Origin of the sequence: Streptomyces sp. (assembly GCF_019510245.1) — a bacterium.
Classification (GTDB): domain Bacteria; phylum Actinomycetota; class Actinomycetes; order Streptomycetales; family Streptomycetaceae; genus Streptomyces.
The window spans coordinates 130,501-146,687 of record NZ_JAEKKT010000140.1; the positions used below are offsets into that span (position 1 = coordinate 130,501).

Here is a 16,187-nt window from a genome sequence, read left to right on the forward strand (position 1 = left end):
CTCACGCAGATGCGGCCCGGTCGGCTGACTCGCAGCGGACACGCCACCGCCTCCACCGGCAGGCACTCAGACTGCACTTGCCCACGAGCCGAGAAAGGCTTCCAATGCTGATGTCAAGCCGCTGCCGTGACAGGTGGTGTGGCTTGGTAGCACGCCCCCGTCGCGGATCATGGCCCACAGGACGTTGACGCGGCGGCGCGCGAGCGCCAGCAGCGCCTGCTTGTGTCCCTTCCCTTCGTCCCTCTTGCGCTGGTAGTTGTCCGCGTACAAGTGAACGTGCACCACCTCGTACGGATGAGAGTGCACCGTTCTTGATGCGGTGAGGGGCAAGGGCCACGAGTCTGCTGCTGTCGGTTCGGGGTGGCAGAGGGGCGGCTGACGGTGGTTTTGGATCCGCATCGCTGGCTGGAGCTTCGGCGGTCTTGCCGGACCCGCCCCATCTGGCAGTACTGGACACGTCCCGGCGTTGTCAGGGCTGCTCCCACCCTTCCCGGCATCACCCGGATCAGGCTGCCCTCAGCTTCAACGCCACTGCTGCGACAGCGGGTTGGTGCAGGTCTTCCACCTCCACTCGAACCAACAGCGCCTCACGGCGCAAACCGAATGTGAGACAGGGCCGTTCGTTTGACAGACCCGCGCCAGCACGTTGTGCGAATGGTCCCGGCACGTCGGGACCTGGAGTGCGTGATCGTCAGTTTTCGGTGTCGAGTTGGATCTGCTCGATGTCGTTGTCCAGGAAGGTGGTCAGGTCCTGGGCTTCGGTGTAAACGGCCTCTTGTTCCAGGGCTGTGAGGGGGCGCAGGGAGCTGATGCGGAGTTGGTGGTCGCGCACGGTCCACGTGGCGGTGACGCGTCCGTCAACAAGGACGGTGCGGTGGCCTGTGACGGACAGACCGAGGTGGGGGGCGTCGATGATGCGGCTGCGGTCGTGGTAGCCGAGGATGGCGTTGTCGAAGGCCGGGAGGAACCGGACAGGGGCGGGAGTGTCAGGGTGGGGACGGGGTGCGTCGGGCAGGTCGAGCAGTTCGCGGCCGCGTTCGTCACGGAAGACGATGAGTTCTTCTCGGGCGGCTTTGACGGCGACGGGAAGGCCGGCGAGGCCGCACCAGGCACGTAGGTCCGCGCTGGCGGCAGGCCCGTACGCGGCGAGGTAGCGGCGCAGCAGTTGCTGTCCGACAGGATCACTGCCATCGACGGGCAGGGGGTCCAGGTCCCGTTCCAGCCAGGTACTCAACGGCAGGTTGCGTACGCCGGCGGTCTGGTGCCACAGGCCGCGGGGCGGGAGTTGGGCCATGGGGATGAGGGCTGCGATGAGCAGCTCGCCCAGGACACGGCGTGGTGGGCCAGGCCAGCGGTCTTCGAGAGCTTGTACGAGCTCGGTCATGGTGCGGGGCTGGTGGTCGGCCATGACCGCGCGGCCGGCTGCGGCGACCTCGTCCACGTCGATGCCGGCCAGTTCACGCCGGTATGTTCCCAGCACTCGCTGGCGCAGCATTGTGTCGTGGCGGGCTCGCCAGGTGACCACGTCGTCGGCGGTGACGAGGTGGACGGTGCGCCGCATCAGGTGAGTGCGCACCACCACGCGACCGGTCAGCGCATCGTCCAGTTGCTTGGGCTTGAAGCCGGACAGGCGGGACCACAGCCCGGTGAAGGGTTCCTGAGGATCCTGTGCCTGCAGGCCGCACAGATGGGCCACTGCCTCCGACACGGATGTGTCGCTGCGCTTGAGCAGGTGCTGACGGGCGAGGGCGGCGCGATTGAGGGCACGGGCGTCAAGAACAGTCATGGCATTCTCACGCGGGCGGCTCGCTCGTGGGACGGGCGTCGGCGCAGGTTCGTGTGGGTGAGGGAGGGAGGTACGTAGGAGACGTCCAGAGGGCTGATGTCGGTGCCGGGCGGGACGATTGCGTCGATCTTGTCGAGGATGTCGTCGCCGAGGGTGAGGGTGGCGCCGACGAGCAAGTCGTCCAGCTGGTCCATGGTGCGCGGGCCGATGATGGCGGCGGTGACGTCGGGGTGGCTGGTGGCGAAGGCCATGGCCACGTGCGTGAGGGAGTGGCCGGTTTCCTCGGCGAGGGTGAGCAGCTGCTCCACCGCGTCAAGCTTGCGTTCGTCGGTGAGGTGCCGGGAGACCCACTGCATGCGGGCGTTGTCGGGCCGCGGGGCGTTCTTGCGGTAGCGGCCGGTGAGCAGACCCATGGCCAACGGACTCCATACCAGAACGCCCAGGCCGTAGCGGCGGCAGGTGGGCAGGACCTCCCGCTCGATGCCGCGGTTGAGTATGGAGTAGGTGGGCTGCTCGGTTCGCAGGCGGTGCAGTCCACGCTGCTGGGACACCCACTGGGCCTCGACGATTTCCGAGGCTGGGAGGTTGGAGGAGCCGATCGCGCGGACCTTCCCGGCACGCACGAGGTCGGTGAGCGCGGAGAGGGTCTCCTCGATGTCGGTGTGCGGGTCGGGGTGGTGGATCTGGTAGAGGTCGATGTAGTCGGTTTGCAGCCGCTTGAGTGAGCCCTCGACCGCCTGGACGACCCAGCGCCGGGAGCTGCCCATGCGGTTGGGCTCCTCGCCCATCGGTCCGTTGAACTTGGTTGCCAGCACGACCTCGTCGCGGCGCCCTTTGAGGGCCTTTCCGACGATCTCCTCGGTCTCGCTGTAGCCATACACATCGGCGGTGTCGACAAAATTGATGCCCGCATCCAGCGCCTGGTGGATCATGCGCACGCAGTCGTCGTGATCAGGATTGCCCATTTTGCCGAACACCATGGTGCCCAGGCAGTAAGCACTCACTTCGATGCCGGTCCGTCCCAGCTTCCGCATCCTCACGGCCCCGTTTCCTTCCGCTGCTGTACGTGTTCGGTGCCTGCGCCGTCCGGGCCGCCCGTGCGGCTGCGGCGGCCCGGACGGCGCAGGCACGTCAGGTCGGTCGGTAGGTTCAGCCGTTGTACGGAGCGGTGACGTCCAGGACCCAGGTAATGCCGAAGCGGTCGGTGAGCATGCCGTACAGCGGTGCCCACTGCGCAGGCTCCAGCGCACGCACGATGATCGAGCCCTCGGCGAACTTGCCCCACAGGGCGCTGATCTCCTCGGCGTCGTCGCCGCGCACGGAGACGAAGAACGGGTTCTCGCCCTGGTTCCAGGGCAGCTGCGAGGGCACGTCGTAGGCCATGACGTGGAAGCCGTTGTCGCCGGCCACCTCGCCCCACATCACCCAGTCCGCCTCGGCCTCGTTCTGGACGGCGCCCGCGTCCTTGTAGGTGACCGCGACAGTACGTCCGCCGAAGACGGACTGGTAGAAGTCCAGCGCCTCACGTGCAGTGCCCCGGAAGTTCAGGTGAGTGGTGGTCTTGAAAGGCATTGACCTGCTCCTTGCTCCATGTGATGAATACGCCGCCGGCCATCCAAGATCCAGCGGCGGCCGTCGTGACCAGGAGCGATGCCTCCCGAACGACTCGTATGCCACGATGGCAGAGTTAGAGGACAGGTTGTGTCCTGTACTGCTGGGAAGCGGGTGTCATGCATAAAACGTCCTCGCGGCTGCTCGCGCTGCTCTCCCTGCTTCAAACGCACCGTGACTGGTCGGGAGAGGATCTCGCCGAACGTCTCGACATCACCTCGCGCACCGTGCGCCGTGACATCGACCGTCTACGTGAACTCGGCTACCCGATCACCACCGTCAAGGGACCGGCCGGCGGTTACCGACTGGAGGCCGGCACTACCCTGCCACCCCTGCTGTTCGACGACGGCCAGGCCGTCGCCCTGGCCGTCGCGCTGCAGACTGCGGCCGCCGGCACCACCGTCGCCGAAGACGCTTCCCGCGCCCTGGCCACCCTCCGCCAGGTCATGCCACCCCGCCTTCGCCACCACATCGACCTGCTGCGCGCCACCACCGCGGTCCAACCGCCCGCGGCTCATGACACCCTCCAGGTCGCGGCTCAGGTCCTGATGGACCTGAGCCGCGTCATCCATGCCCGCGAGGAACTGCGCTTCGACTACGCCCCAAGCTCAAGCACCGCCGATCACCCTCGCCGTGTACAACCCCACCACCTGGTCACCTGGCGTCATCACTGGTACCTCGTGGCCTGGGATCTCCATCGCGAGGACTGGCGTACCTTCCGCGTCGACCGCATCCGGCCCCGCACACCCACCGGCCCCCGCTTCACCCCTCGTGAACTCCCCGGCGGCAACGTCTCCACCTTCATCACCAGCCGATTCCGCGGCAACGACGGCACCACCATCGACTGGCCCTGCCAAGGCGAAGTCATCCTCCGCCTCCCGGCCGCCAACGTCGCACCCTTCGCCCAGGACGGAATCGTTGAGGAACTCGGCCCCCGCCACTGCCGACTCATCCTCGGCTCCTGGTCATGGACCGGACTCGCCGCCGCCATCGGACGCTTCGACACCGATATCGAAGTCATCGGCCCACCGCAACTGGCCACCGCATTCGGGGACCTCGCCGCCCGCTATGCCCACGCCGCACGCACCACAGGACCAGAGACCGGCCCGGCGCGGTGAGAACAGAACTCACGGCATGACCATGCCGGCGGACCGGCAAGCCGATCTGGACCGGCTGGACTCGACCCCCGGCATCGGCCGGCTTGCCGCAGAGATCATCTTCACGGAGACGGGAGGGGACACGACGCGTTGCACCTCGCCTCGTGGATCGGTGTCCGTCCTGGCCAGAACGAATTAGCGGGGGTGAACAGTCCGGCCGCACCCGACAGGGCAACAGCAACCTCAAGAGAGTCCTGCGTCGCTCCCGGATACGTCACCACATCGCTGGCCGAGGAAGCGATGCGCGCGGGCAACTTCTCCGACAAGGACATCACCCACCGCACACCGCTGGGGCGCATGGCCGAGGCGGAAGAGATCGCAGATGTGGTCGCCTTCCTGGCATCGCCTCAGCCTCATGCATCACCGGCACACGGATCGAGGTCGACGGCGGCGGGCTGGCTGGCTGGCTGGCTGGCTGGCTGGCTGGCTGGCTGGCTCACGGTGGCAGGTGACCGCCTCAGCCTCGATCTGCTCTGAAGATCCTCGTCCGATCAGCCGTCGGTGCGGGGTTCGAGGGTCATGTCGTAGTCGAGCTGGGTGAGTTGGCCGAGGGTCTGCGGGTCTGCCGGGACTTGCGGATGCGGTTGATGAAGTGGTCGGCGCCGAGGTCCTGGTAGGGGGTGTCACCGGTGAGGATGTGCCAGACGGCGACGAGGATCGAGTGCTCGACGGCGACGAGGGCGCGTTTCTTGCCCCGGTGGCCGACCAGGCGCCGGAACTGGGCAGCGAGGTAGGTGTTCTTCGAGCGGGCCGCTGCGGCGGCAGCGTTGCCCAGGGCTCCCTTGAGCCAGGCATTCACCGTGGCGGGTGCGTCCGCTGGTGACCTTGCCGGCGGATTCGTGGTTGCCCGGGCAGGCCTCGGACCGGGAGGCGAGGTGGCCGGCTGTGGGGAAGCGCCGCATGTCGACCCCGATCTCCGCGACCACGAGTTGGGCTGCGGTGAGACTGATTCCCGGGATGGTCACCAGCAGCTCCAGCTGGCGCCGGTAGGGCTCAAGGCGGCGGTCGATCTCGGTGGTGAGCCCTTTGACCGTGGCTGTGGCGGCGTCAATGCGTTACCTCTGCTCGACTCCCCGCAACGGCCGCGGCCATGCTAGGTTATAGGTCGACCACTAATTCAGGAGTGAAGATGACAGTCCAGGAAGACGACGCCGCCCGCCGCACCGCTGCCCAGCACGCCGTGGCAGAGCACCTGCGCCTCACCGCTGCCGGACAGACCGAGGAGTGGGTGAAGCTGTTCACCCCGGACGCGGTGCTCGAGTTCCCGTACGCGCCGGCCGGCGTGCCCCAGCGGGTAACGGGGCGAGACGCCCTGCGTGCGCACATGAGCAACTTTCCCGAGACCTTTGACGTCGAGTTCGTCGACCTGGTGTTCCACGAGACGGCCGATCCGAGTCTGGTGATCGCCGAATTCCGCTCGACGGGCACGGCGCTGCCGACCGGCAAGCCGTACGAGCAGACATGCATCTCCGTCGTCCGGACCGATGACGACGCGCGCATCACCCACTACCTGGACTACTGGAACCCGCTGGTGGCGATCGAGGCGCTCACACCCCACGACGTGCCGTCCGACCCTGACCTCAGCGTGACTTTTGGAGGCTGAGGGGGAAGCCTGTTTAACTGATCGCCATGCCCGCCGCCGGTACCAGCACGAAGAGCGACGAACGACGTCGGACCATCATGGCCGCCGCGGTCGATTGCTTCGCGCAAAAAGGCTTCTACGGTACGACTACGCACGAGATCGCAGACTGGGTCGGCATCTCCCAGCCGTATCTCTATCGCCTGTACCCGAACAAGGAAGCGCTGTTCGCGGCGGCGGTCGACCACGTGTCCGTCGTCATGACCGAAACGCTGGTCGCCCACTCGCCGGCGTCGGGTGGGGCCGGGTCGGCGCCCGAGGCGGCGCTGGATGCGGCGCGCGGCGCCTACGCCGCGCTCGTCGCGGACCGCAACATCCTGCGTTTCCTCATGCACGCGAACTGTGCCGCCGGCGAGCCGCTGGTAGCAGAGGCCGTGCGCCGGTGCTACGCCAAGCAGGTTGACACCGTTCGGCAACTGCTGGGCGACGACGACGCCGTGCGGCGCTGGTTCGGCGCCGGAATGCTCGACAACGTAGTCGCCGTGCTGGGTCTGGCCGACATCGATGAGCCGTGGGCGCACGTCCTCGCCGCTCGATGACCCGACACCGGCAGTTCGGCGATGAGGGCCGGGTCTTCCTCGTAGGCGAGCTCGGCCGCTGGAACTCGGCTTCTTCGCCCAGCCGCGGGCAGGCTTCTTCCGGGTCAGCCTCCTCCCGGGCGGGCATCGGGGCGACGACTGCGGCGGCCTCCGCCGCGGCCCGGTCCTGCCTGGCCACCCGGTTCAGGACCGCTCGGCGATCACGAACTCCTCCCGCTCGGCCTGGACCTCCTGCAACTGCCTGGCCAACTCCACAGCGAGCGTGTCCAGTTCACTCCGGCGAGCCGTGATCCGCTCCAGCTTCCGCGTCCCCACCCTCTTAGCCTTGATCCACCGACGTGTCTGAAAGTGATCTTCTGACGGGTTTCCGAGCCGGTGTTGGATCGGCCGATGGGCATGGGCATGGGCATGCTGTATCCGCTGGTTGCCCAGCTTTTCCACGTTTCGGTTCTGGTCGGGTCCTGGCGGGCGGGGTGGGCAGGGGCTGTCAGGCGGGTTCTGGTGGGCGGTGGACGGTGTCGAACAGCGTGTCCAGGCGTGCTGCCGTCGCCGGTTATGCGGTAGGTGCAGGGTGATACGGCGGGCGGAGCGGGCGATCCGGGCGGGGACACGGATCAGGTGGGCGCGGAGGGTGGCGGTGGTGGCCTTGGCGTGGAAGGCGGAGGCCAGTGAGCCGGTGGCGCGTAGCAGGTTGTAGGCCATCGCCCACAGGGTGAGCCAGGCGGCGTTGGCGTTGAAGTGCCCGGAGGGCAGGTGGGCCAGGGCGGAGGCTTTGTTGTCGGCGATGACCTGTTCGACGACGGCATGGTGACGGTGTTCCCGCTCGGCCACGAGTGTCGGCGCGGGGTTGTCGGTGAAGAACGGGTGGTGGCGCCAGACGGGGAACAACTCGCCCTGCTCACCGATGACGGCGGGTTTGGCCAGGTCACGGACGCGGCGCACGATCAGCCGTGCGGTGACTCGCTCGCTCTTCTTGCGGCTGGCGAACGCGGTGTACGCGGGTATCTCGGCGACTTCGGCGTCGGAAACGAGGACGCCGGTCTCAGGGTCGGGCACGGCGGTGGGGTAGGTGATCTGCTGCCAGGCGGTGGCGGGGATGGCGGCGATGGCCCGTTTGACGGAGGGGTTCATCCCGGTGGTGATGGAGAAGCGGGCGCCGGCCCGGCGGCAGGCGGCGATGACACCGGCGTTGTAGAACTGGGAGTCCGCGCGCAGGATGCGGGTTCCGGTGCAGCCTGCCTCGACGGCGGTGGCTAGGGCCTCGGCGGCGAATTTCGGAGCGCCGCGGGAGTCGGCGGCTTTGCCGCGGCGCATCCGTACTGTGGCGATCACCGGCCGGGAGGCAGGGGTGCAGATGGTGGCAAGCAGGGGGTGCAGGGTGCGGATGCCCTTGAACCGGCCGTACTCGGCGCCCTGCTTGGTCCGGCCGTAGACGCGTTTGTGGGTGGAGTCGATGTCGATGAACGGCTTCTCGCCGGAGCCGAGCAGCAGCGGGGTGTGCGCGGCCAGTTCACCGAGGAATCTGCGGTGGACGGCGTGGAGTTGGAGGGCGTGGCCGTCGGTGAACGCGCGCAGGAACGTCCCCAGCGTGGACGGGGCGCGGATACCGCCGAACACGGTGGGCATCGCACCGTGCCGCAGGACGTCCAGGTCGTCGATGCTGCCCGCGCCCACGACCATGCCGCCCACGATGCTGGTGACCTTGGCGTCCGCCGCCGCACCCGCGCCGTTCTTCGCCCCGGTCAGCTTCACCTTCCCCGCGATCAGCCGCGACAGCCCGCACCGCTCGGCCAGCCGCATCACCGGGACCAGCCCGGCATGCGCGATCAGATTCGCGTCATCGAACGCAGCGGAGACCGCCGCCGGAGTGTGGCAAACTTTTGCCTTGCCGAGTGTGCGTGATGGTTGTGCGGTAACTCCCATCTTCGCAGGTCAGCAGGCACCTCTCTTCGATTCCTTATCCACAGGACACGGGCTGACCGGTAGCCCCCGGCTCGTGCCTGCCCCGTGGCGACCGGTGACACGGGAGCGGTGGAGCGGCTGCTGCGGCAGCAGTTGGCGTACACGCCGCCGACATGAGGGAGAGTCCGTGCCCCGGGCTCGTCGGAGGGCACGGACGCACTGGCTACGCCTGCACGATGCGCTCCACCAACTCCGGGACCCATTCCACGTACTCGACCTCTGCGCCACCGTGATGGCGCGCGTACAGGAACCGACCGGTGGCGCTGGCGCTTTCCGGTGTGGTGATCTCGGCGCCGGCGGTCGCGAGCGTCTTGGTCAGGGTATCGAGGTCGTCGACGATCACGGTGGCGCTGGCGTGGGAATAGCGGGCACGCTCCGCAGGCGGCCCTGCGATGACGAGGAAGTCACCGATCGCTGCGAGTTCGATGGAGTCGAAGGCGAAGCGGAGATCGGGTTCTGCACCGGTCAGTTCCCGCAGCAGTGCCAGCGACTTGTCCAACTCGTCGGTCCACAGGCGTGCGTACGTCTTGAGAATGGTCATGGCGTGTCCTCACGGTAACTTGTGAATACCTGGGAACCGTAGGAGAGTGAAGAGGTCAGAGGGAAGAACGCACTTTTGCGAGAGAAGGGCACCTGGTGGTTACCGAAGAGGTCAGGCGCGCTTCGGAGGACGCCGATGTGACGCGCGCCCACTCCCTGGCGCGTGAGATCTTCTCCGGCATCGCGAACAAGTGGACGCTGCTGGTGGTCAGCATCCTCGGCGAGCGCACCCTGCGCTTCACGCAACTTCGCGGTGAGATTGAGGGCATCAGCCACAAGATGCTCACGCAGACGCTGCGCGGCCTCGAACGCGATGGGCTCGTCGAGCGCACCGTCTACCCGACCGTGCCGCCGCGCGTGGAATACACGCTCACGGACGCGGGTCAGGCGCTGCGGCACACCGTCTACGGCATGTGCGCATGGACTCGCCGGTACCTGGAACACATCGAGGAATCCCGCGAACGATTCGACCGGGCGCCACAGACCGCGGCCACGTCCGTCAAGAGCCGACCGGCGTCAGCCGGTCGCTAATGATGCGAACCGCGCTCTCGTGACCGCCTCGACCATCCGCGCCAACTGGCGAGGGAGCGCGAATGCCGCCGAGGCAGGTCGGCATGGCACCGTGCCGCAGCCGGCCGGCGTCTTCGATACTGTCCGCCCCGGTGCACATCGCTGCGATCAGCGACATCACCTCCGCGTCCGGATTCGCCCCGCCACCGTTATCCGCGTCAATGATGCGTATCGACTCCCGGGCCAGCGCCACCAGCCGGGCCCGCTCCGCCAGACGGACCACCGGGACCAGACCGGCGTCCGCCATCAGGTTCAGCCCATCGAACACGGCGGAGACCGCCAAAGCGGCATCGAAAGATCGCATCTCGCGGATGTTCTCCCGATCTGTAGATATGAAGCCGTAGGAAGTTCCACCGTCCCAGCTCAGAGGGCATCCGCGCTGTCATATCTGGCTACTGGACCGACCATCAGCCGGTGGATCGAGGCTTAGGCTCTCCCGGCGTACCGGCCAGCCACGGATCGTAGGAGCGCCACAGCGGTCGGCGCATCAGAAGCCGAGGACCGCCCCGAACGACATGTCAGACGATCTTCGCCATGGACACCGGCCGACGACCAACGCGAGTAGCTCTCCCGACCCTCACACCAGACCCGTGACCAGCACCTCACGATGCACGCCACTCAGTGCCCGTCAGCCCCGAACGCGGTTCGCGGCCCGGCCGTGGGCGCCGGCCAGCACGGACGTGGCCGGGGCGGTGCCGGGGCAGTGCGGGCATGCCCAGGTCCACGCTGCCTGGGGCGGCGGCCCGGTGGGCCTGGGCGCGTTTGCTGCGCAGGAACCTCAGAGTGAGGTCGAGTCCTTCGACCTCACCGCGCCAGCCTTCGTCGATCGCGCGTTGACGGCGGGTCAGCAGGTCGGTCTCCAGTTCGTCGAGGCGGGGCAGCATCTTGGGGTTGATCGACAACATCGGGCAGCGGATGCAGGCGTGCTCGTGCGCGCAGGGCGTGCCATAAGGGCGTCCGCAGGAGCCGAGTTCGACCTTGCGCTTGTCGAAGTGCTCCTGGAAGTCGCTCCACTCCTCGTCGGTCGGCCGGCGGTACTCGGTGGGCGGCCGCTTGGCCCGGCGATGGTCAAGGAATTCGGTGTAGTGGGCGATGACGTCCTCGTCGAAGACGTCGACGTAGCCGCGGGTGGTCTGGACGTCGAGGTGGCCGAGCAGGGCCGCGCCGATGTGGATGGGCAGGCCGTTGTTGACCAGGTCGGTGGCGAACAGCCTGCGGAAGTCGTGCGGGGCGAAGCGGATCTCGGCGAACTCCGGGTGTGTGGGGATCAGGGCCTTGGCTGCGTTGAGGACGATCTGGCGCACTCCGCTGACCGACAGCGCGCGCTGGGTGCCGCTTTGCACTCGCTGGAAGAGGTAGGGCAGCGGTTCGCACCAGGTGCGTTCGCTCTGGTCGTAGCGGGGGCAGACCGGGACGGTCCCGTACCCCTCGCGGTGGCGGCGGATGATCTGCGCGGTGACGTGGAACAGCTCGGCTGACATGGGGATGACGCGCTCGCGGTCGCTCTTGGACGGGCTGATCACCAGCAGGGCGACGACCTCGCCGTTGGGGCGCTGGTATTGCCGGACTCTCAAGTGGGTCAGCTCAACGAGTTCTTCGCGGCGCAGGCCGGCCAGGCGGAGGGTCTCCACCACGGCCCATTGCCAGAAGGCGTTGTTCTCCTCGTGCGTGAGGCGTACCAGTTCGCCGCTGTCCCTGTTGATCGCTCGGATCGGTTCAGAGTCGAGGAGTTCGGGTCTGCGAACGGTGGACTCGCTGGCGGCGCGCTGCCAAGCAACACCGTCGACGGTGAACTGCTCACCGAGCCGGGCCGTCTTCGCCGCCTCCAGCAGGATGCGCAGGCGGTGCCATTCGGTGGTGACGTGCTCGGAGAGGATCGCCAGCAGCGGCTGGCGTTCGCGGGTGCGGTTGGCCATCCGCTCTTGCAGGCGGCGCCGGCGGATGTGGAACCAGCGTAGATCGGCGTCCCTGATCGGGCAGGGAGCCACCCAGCGTCCCCAGCGTTCGGGCTCGGCCGCCGACCAGGTCTGCAGGTCCAGGTAGAAGGCGCGGACGGCGAGGAAAGGGCCGTCGATGTGCTGGCGGGGCTTGCCGTCCTGGCGGACGAGCAGTCGTTCCTTCCAGGCTTGGACGATCTCTTCGCTCAGCCGCAGGTCGGCCTGGTCCGGGTTGATCTCTTCGACGATCCTCCAGAAGTACCGGACCAGGTTGCGCACCAGGTTGTCCAGCGTGCCGTAGTCGACCTCGACGGCGCGGCGGCGGATGTAGTCGACCAGCAGGTCGCGGATCTCGCGGTTGCGCAGTTGGTGGCGGTCGACCAGGTCGTCGACGGACTGGCGGCCGCGGACCCTGGCGTCCTGCAAGGTCTGCGGGACCCAGGCCGGCAGGACACCCATGTCGCGCAGCAACGGCCAGGCAGCGGCGATCCCGCATCCGGGATGGGCGTTGGCGTAGTGCACGAGCGCGCCCGGGGTCAGGTCGGCCAGGCTGATCCCGTAGACGGTCAGGGCCCGGCACAGGTGCCGGATCGCGCTCTTGCGTCCGTCGGCGCTGACGGGGTGCCGTTGCAGCCGGGTGCGGAACTCCTCCAGGAGCGGATCACGGCTGAGGGCCAGGAACTTCTCGGTGTACTGCGGAGGGCTGGTGGCCCGGAAGGCGTCCTCGGTTGGCTGGATCGGCCGCATGGCGAAGGCGATCCCGGCAGCCCGGGTGAGCCGGCTGATCCACTTGGAGTGGCCGTCGGCCAGATTGGCGACCACCTGGCCGGGCTGGTTCAGGCCGGCCGCCTCCCATCGTTCCTGCCAGGTCTGCTCCGGTTCGGCGGCCAGCTGCTGCAGCAGGCGGCGCATGCCGTGCTTGTAGTCGGCCTGGGTGTTGCGGTTGACATCGGTGAACTCCTCGGCGACGAGCGCGACGATCTGGTCGATCGTGGCGGACGACAACTCCCCGAGCGGCCGTGGCGGCCGGTTCGGGACCGGCGGCGGTTCCGGCACGATCTGGGTGAGCTGCCCGTCCGGCAGCAGGGTGGCGGGCTCGGCGGCATGGCGGCGGATCCGGTTCGAGGTCAGGTGCGGGCGCATGCTCGGCCCGACGGCGCTATCGGTCACCGAACACCACCGCAATGTCGTCGGCGTCGTAATTCTCTGACCACCGGGCTGGGTCTGCAGGCCGTCGGTAATGTTCGGCGAGCTGATCGAGCAGGTCGTCCAGGCGCACCGCCGTGTATAGAGCGGTGGTGTTGATATGCGCGTGCCGCAGGATGGTCTGCACCTCTACCAGCGTCAACGCCGGATCGCGCCATCCGTGTGGCAGCGGTATGCCGAAGATCGTGCAGCGTCCAGTTCGTGCCCAGTCGCTCACCGGCGCGCTGAAGAATCCGGCGCGCTGCCCAGTAACTCAGTGTCCGGGGCTCGCCCCGCCGGGTGCGCCAGACGGGTTCGTCACCAGCGGGCAGACCCGCTTCCTCCAGGTAGGAGGCCAGGTAGGCCAGGGCGTCCGGGGAGACAGGGACCGTCTGCCGCAGTTACACCGATGAAGGCGGCCGCGGTCTGCAACTCGTCGCCGCCCTGTCCCGGCGCTGGGGCGCCCGCTATCTCCGCGACGGCAAATGCATCTGGACGGAGCAGGACCTTCCGCTCCCGGGCGACCGCCGGGAATCTGAGCACACACGCCTTGCCGCGCCGCCGGTGGTCGAGACTCAGCCAGCGGAACCGGAACGCAGGTTCGAACCCGACGTTGCTGATACGCCATCTCCGCGCTAATCATCGAAGGTCGGCTAAACCGATCTCCACTCGACCGATGGAGAAAACGACGAGCCAGAACCGTCAGCTGATTTTCCATGCTCAGTCTGATGCCCGTCTGCCTTGTGGATTTCCCGCCCTCCCTGGCGGACGCGGCCTGGCCACCGCACCAGCGAAATGTGAGCCCCGGTCTGCGGGCAGCGCATGAGGCCCCTACCTCCACGCACAAGGGGCGGTTTGTCCTGCCAGGCGCCCCGAGGCAGCGGCAAGCAGCCCCACAAGCTGACACAGGGAGCAGAACGGTCCAACCGCCCTCGGCCCCTGCCCCCTCAGCGTCCACCAATCATGCACTCCGAGCCACAGGCACAGCAGGTCAGAGGCACTCCAGCTCGCCTTCCTGTCCTCCTGTCCCTATACGGAGGACCCTCGCCGACGCGCATCCGCTACGCTATGACTGGTCAGCCGTCGGTACGTCGCGTTGTCTGCTCAGGTGATCCTGTGGAGAGCGTCGCACCACGTCTGACCAGCGGGCTTGTGCTCCTCGTCGAAGATCCACATCCTGGATTTTCAACAAGGTTTTCTACCAGCCCCCGCCTTCGTAGCTCAGGGGATAGAGCACCGCTCTCCTAAAGCGGGTGTCGCAGGTTCGAATCCTGCCGGGGGCACAACAAAGTGCTGGATAATTGGACATAGCACCCGTCGGCGAGGATCGCAGGCGGGTGCTTTTGCCCTAGATGGGAACCTGATGGGAACGGCACGATGGGTAACGAGTAGTAACCCTTCGTCGATTACCTCATGGTTGCCTTTCGTGGCTTCATCATGATCTAGGGGGAATTGCCAGCCCCGGCGAACTACTCTCTGGGCGACGCCCAGCGGAGCGGAAGCACCTGGCTCGCGCATCTGGAGAATCCACCGGCGAAAGCGGCGCTCACCGCTTCGACCACCCTGGCGCACACCCGCCCGGCGTCCCGCGCCTCGGGTCCATACTGCGTGCGCACGAAGCACCCGCCGCGCTTCCTGGTGTACCGACCTCGGGGGTTGCAGGTCGCGCCGAGATCCCGCCAGCGGGCGCCGTCGAACACTCCGACCGTGATGTGCTGTCCGGCCAACTCCTGTCCCAGGAAAAGGAGATAGGCCGGGAGGGCGGGCGCCGTGGCACCAAGTGCCCTTCCTTGTAGGCGTGCGAACAGGCCGACGCCAACGTCGCCGAATGGAAGGTCGCCTGTGGCATCCAGATATCTGCTTCTCCGGGTGGGACGTAACCCTGCGGCCACAGCGTCTTCAGAGTGTGGACGACGAACAGGATCTGGGATGAAGCGCCGGTACGAAGAGGAATTCATGGCGTTCGCCGCTGCGCGATCCGCACCTCTGTTCCGTTCTGCGTGCGTCCTCGCCAGCGGTGATGTACACCTCGCGGAGGACCTGGTGCAGGACACGCTGGGCCGCATGTATGCCAACTGGCGCAAGAACGCGCAGATAGACGACCCAGCGGCCTACGCCCACACCGTCCTTGTACGGACCTACCTCTCCTACCGCCGTCGGCGCAGCAGCTCTGAGCAGCCCATCGGCACCCTTCCGGACTCCGGTGCCATCACCGAGCACGACGCCACGCTGCGGGTCACGTTGCTCGAAGCTCTCGGCCGGCTCTCCGCCCGGGACCGAGCCGTGCTGCTCCTGCGGTACTGGGAGGACCGCAGCGTCGAACAGACCGCCGCGATCCTTCAGGTCCGGCCTGGCGCGGTACGCAACCAGAGCATGCGCGCGCTCACTCGGATCCGGGACCTTCTGGGCCACGACCTGTCCGAGCTCGTCAGCCCCTGACCCCGGTGCCGCGGCACCTACCTCGCCCTCATCACCGACCCCCGAAACGCGGTGACCCACCATGCCCATCGAAGAAGACTTCACCGAAGCCCTCCGCACCACCCTCCTGACCTTCGAGCCGCCCAACACCCCGTCACTTGTACAGGCCGGTGTCCGCAACGGCCGGCGCAGGCGGCGGCGCCGCGCCACGGTCGTCGGCGTGAGCGGAGCAGCCGTACTCGCGCTCGTCGGGCTCGGCGCGGCGGCCGTTCCCGGACTACTGTCCGTCGGACGAACAACACACCACACGATCGCCGGTCCGGCGGCCTCGGCCACAACCGGCGCGGCCACGGCATCCGCCACCCCGAAGCCGACCTTCACCGGCTCACTGCCCGCCGACCGCGCCCTTGCCATCCTGACCGCGCTGCTGCCGACCGGCCTGACGCATTCGATCCCGCCCGGCAGCGGGCGGTCCGGACAGCTGTGGGTGGACGACGGCCACGGCAAGTCGCTGTTCGAGGTACACGTCTCCCGGCAGACCTCCACCACCGCGATCCGCAGCCACGTCTTCGCCAGCGCGACGACCTTGGCCGACGGCACCCTGATCCAGTCCCGGCAGGCACCACCCGGAACGGACCCCGGGCACGAGACGGTGAACGTTCTGCATCCTGACGGGCTCTACATCACCATCATGCAGTGGGGGGCACCAAGCCGGAACGCCCCCTCGACTCGTTCTACGCCGGTCCTGACACTGGCCCAACTACGAACCATCGCAACCAGTTCGCAGTGGCAGTAACGCCCGCCGCGGCCGTGCGGCGGGCCGACACGATCATGGCGAGCAGA

Annotated in this window: 15 protein-coding genes, 1 tRNA gene and 3 pseudogenes; 8 read left to right on the forward strand and 11 right to left on the reverse strand. The window is 67.6% G+C overall.

Features of this window, described 5'->3' with window-relative positions:
* Nucleotides 1-113 precede the first annotated feature (113 nt).
* The 4 genes and pseudogenes from JF597_RS22680 to JF597_RS22695 form a co-directional block, all read right to left on the reverse strand.
* Nucleotides 114-255, reverse strand: a pseudogene (locus tag JF597_RS22680) (IS110 family transposase); the annotation flags it as partial.
* Between the two features lie 436 nt (nucleotides 256-691).
* Nucleotides 692-1,786: a winged helix DNA-binding domain-containing protein gene (locus tag JF597_RS22685; RefSeq protein ID WP_293997594.1), complete on the reverse strand. Its 1,095-nt coding sequence runs from the start codon at nucleotides 1,784-1,786 to the stop codon at nucleotides 692-694.
* On the reverse strand, nucleotides 1,783-2,826 hold the full coding sequence (locus JF597_RS22690) for an aldo/keto reductase (RefSeq protein WP_293997596.1): 1,044 nt from the start codon (nucleotides 2,824-2,826) through the stop codon (nucleotides 1,783-1,785). The genes JF597_RS22685 and JF597_RS22690 overlap by 4 nt, the downstream gene beginning before the upstream one ends.
* 109 nt (nucleotides 2,827-2,935) lie before the next feature.
* Nucleotides 2,936-3,358 (reverse strand): VOC family protein, encoded by a 423-nt coding sequence (locus tag JF597_RS22695; protein WP_293997598.1) that lies wholly within the window; start codon nucleotides 3,356-3,358, stop codon nucleotides 2,936-2,938.
* 158 nt (nucleotides 3,359-3,516) lie between these two features.
* On the opposite strand from JF597_RS22695, the gene JF597_RS22700 reads away from it, so the two are divergent.
* Both JF597_RS22700 and JF597_RS22705 read left to right on the forward strand, forming a co-directional pair.
* Entirely contained in the window at nucleotides 3,517-4,515 is a 999-nt protein-coding gene (locus JF597_RS22700; protein WP_293997600.1) for a YafY family protein, read from the forward strand.
* A 279-nt stretch (nucleotides 4,516-4,794) separates the two neighbouring features.
* Nucleotides 4,795-5,031: a hypothetical protein gene (locus tag JF597_RS22705; RefSeq protein ID WP_293997603.1), complete on the forward strand. Its 237-nt coding sequence runs from the start codon at nucleotides 4,795-4,797 to the stop codon at nucleotides 5,029-5,031.
* A gap of 40 nt (nucleotides 5,032-5,071) precedes the next feature.
* Here JF597_RS22705 and JF597_RS22710 read toward each other — a convergent pair whose 3' ends face one another.
* Together JF597_RS22710 and JF597_RS55640 are read right to left on the reverse strand one after the other, a co-directional pair.
* Entirely contained in the window at nucleotides 5,072-5,353 is a 282-nt protein-coding gene (locus tag JF597_RS22710; protein ID WP_293997605.1) for a hypothetical protein, read from the reverse strand.
* Nucleotides 5,354-5,366: 13 nt separating this feature from the next.
* A pseudogene (locus JF597_RS55640) lies at nucleotides 5,367-5,519 on the reverse strand (transposase); the annotation flags it as partial.
* Nucleotides 5,520-5,683: 164 nt separating this feature from the next.
* Here JF597_RS55640 and JF597_RS22715 point away from each other — a divergent pair.
* Together JF597_RS22715 and JF597_RS22720 are read left to right on the forward strand one after the other, a co-directional pair.
* Nucleotides 5,684-6,157 carry a nuclear transport factor 2 family protein gene (locus tag JF597_RS22715; RefSeq protein ID WP_293997607.1) on the forward strand — a complete coding sequence of 158 codons (474 nt, stop codon included), beginning with the start codon at nucleotides 5,684-5,686 and terminating at the stop codon, nucleotides 6,155-6,157.
* Between the two features lie 26 nt (nucleotides 6,158-6,183).
* Nucleotides 6,184-6,732, forward strand: a complete 549-nt coding sequence (locus JF597_RS22720) for a TetR/AcrR family transcriptional regulator (protein ID WP_293997609.1) — start codon at nucleotides 6,184-6,186, stop codon at nucleotides 6,730-6,732.
* Between the two features lie 525 nt (nucleotides 6,733-7,257).
* Here the strand turns inward: JF597_RS22720 and JF597_RS22725 are convergent.
* Together JF597_RS22725 and JF597_RS22730 are read right to left on the reverse strand one after the other, a co-directional pair.
* A pseudogene (locus tag JF597_RS22725) lies at nucleotides 7,258-8,655 on the reverse strand (IS1380 family transposase); the annotation flags it as partial.
* 202 nt (nucleotides 8,656-8,857) lie between these two features.
* Nucleotides 8,858-9,235 carry a VOC family protein gene (locus JF597_RS22730; RefSeq protein WP_293997611.1) on the reverse strand — a complete coding sequence of 126 codons (378 nt, stop codon included), beginning with the start codon at nucleotides 9,233-9,235 and terminating at the stop codon, nucleotides 8,858-8,860.
* 95 nt (nucleotides 9,236-9,330) lie between these two features.
* On the opposite strand from JF597_RS22730, the gene JF597_RS22735 reads away from it, so the two are divergent.
* Nucleotides 9,331-9,765 (forward strand): helix-turn-helix domain-containing protein, encoded by a 435-nt coding sequence (locus JF597_RS22735; RefSeq protein ID WP_293997614.1) that lies wholly within the window; start codon nucleotides 9,331-9,333, stop codon nucleotides 9,763-9,765.
* Here the strand turns inward: JF597_RS22735 and JF597_RS22740 are convergent.
* The 3 genes from JF597_RS22740 to JF597_RS22750 all read right to left on the reverse strand — a co-directional run bounded on the left by JF597_RS22740 (nucleotide 9,734) and on the right by JF597_RS22750 (nucleotide 13,327).
* Nucleotides 9,734-10,108, reverse strand: coding sequence for a hypothetical protein (locus tag JF597_RS22740; RefSeq protein WP_293997617.1), 375 nt, complete (start codon nucleotides 10,106-10,108; stop codon nucleotides 9,734-9,736). The genes JF597_RS22735 and JF597_RS22740 overlap by 32 nt on opposite strands.
* A gap of 298 nt (nucleotides 10,109-10,406) precedes the next feature.
* The gene (locus JF597_RS22745) at nucleotides 10,407-12,911 is read right to left on the reverse strand and encodes a site-specific integrase (protein WP_293997620.1); all 2,505 of its coding nucleotides are present in this window, start codon (nucleotides 12,909-12,911) and stop codon (nucleotides 10,407-10,409) included.
* Nucleotides 12,908-13,327, reverse strand: coding sequence for a site-specific integrase (locus tag JF597_RS22750; protein ID WP_366916439.1), 420 nt, complete (start codon nucleotides 13,325-13,327; stop codon nucleotides 12,908-12,910). Before JF597_RS22750 ends, JF597_RS22745 begins: the two co-directional genes overlap by 4 nt.
* An 809-nt stretch (nucleotides 13,328-14,136) precedes the next feature.
* On the opposite strand from JF597_RS22750, the gene JF597_RS22755 reads away from it, so the two are divergent.
* From JF597_RS22755 to JF597_RS22765, 3 genes are all read left to right on the forward strand, one after another.
* Nucleotides 14,137-14,209 (forward strand) — tRNA-Arg (locus JF597_RS22755).
* Between the two features lie 646 nt (nucleotides 14,210-14,855).
* Nucleotides 14,856-15,365: a SigE family RNA polymerase sigma factor gene (locus tag JF597_RS22760; protein ID WP_293997623.1), complete on the forward strand. Its 510-nt coding sequence runs from the start codon at nucleotides 14,856-14,858 to the stop codon at nucleotides 15,363-15,365.
* 61 nt (nucleotides 15,366-15,426) lie between these two features.
* A complete protein-coding gene (locus JF597_RS22765; protein ID WP_293997625.1) occupies nucleotides 15,427-16,140 on the forward strand; it encodes a hypothetical protein in 714 nt (237 codons plus the stop codon).
* Nucleotides 16,141-16,187 lie beyond the last annotated feature (47 nt).

What these genes read in the sequence shown, in the direction of transcription:
- JF597_RS22685 (WP_293997594.1), bottom strand. Translation starts at nt 1,786, where the DNA reads ATGACTGTTCTTGACGCCCGTGCCCTCAATCGCGCCGCCCTCGCCCGT.
- JF597_RS22695 (WP_293997598.1), bottom strand. Translation starts at nt 3,358, where the DNA reads ATGCCTTTCAAGACCACCACTCACCTGAACTTCCGGGGCACTGCACGT.
- JF597_RS22700 (WP_293997600.1), top strand. Translation starts at nt 3,517, where the DNA reads ATGCATAAAACGTCCTCGCGGCTGCTCGCGCTGCTCTCCCTGCTTCAA.
- JF597_RS22705 (WP_293997603.1), top strand. Translation starts at nt 4,795, where the DNA reads ATGCGCGCGGGCAACTTCTCCGACAAGGACATCACCCACCGCACACCG.
- JF597_RS22715 (WP_293997607.1), top strand. Translation starts at nt 5,684, where the DNA reads ATGACAGTCCAGGAAGACGACGCCGCCCGCCGCACCGCTGCCCAGCAC.
- JF597_RS22720 (WP_293997609.1), top strand. Translation starts at nt 6,184, where the DNA reads ATGCCCGCCGCCGGTACCAGCACGAAGAGCGACGAACGACGTCGGACC.
- JF597_RS22730 (WP_293997611.1), bottom strand. Translation starts at nt 9,235, where the DNA reads ATGACCATTCTCAAGACGTACGCACGCCTGTGGACCGACGAGTTGGAC.
- JF597_RS22740 (WP_293997617.1), bottom strand. Translation starts at nt 10,108, where the DNA reads ATGCGATCTTTCGATGCCGCTTTGGCGGTCTCCGCCGTGTTCGATGGG.
- JF597_RS22760 (WP_293997623.1), top strand. Translation starts at nt 14,856, where the DNA reads ATGAAGCGCCGGTACGAAGAGGAATTCATGGCGTTCGCCGCTGCGCGA.
- JF597_RS22765 (WP_293997625.1), top strand. Translation starts at nt 15,427, where the DNA reads ATGCCCATCGAAGAAGACTTCACCGAAGCCCTCCGCACCACCCTCCTG.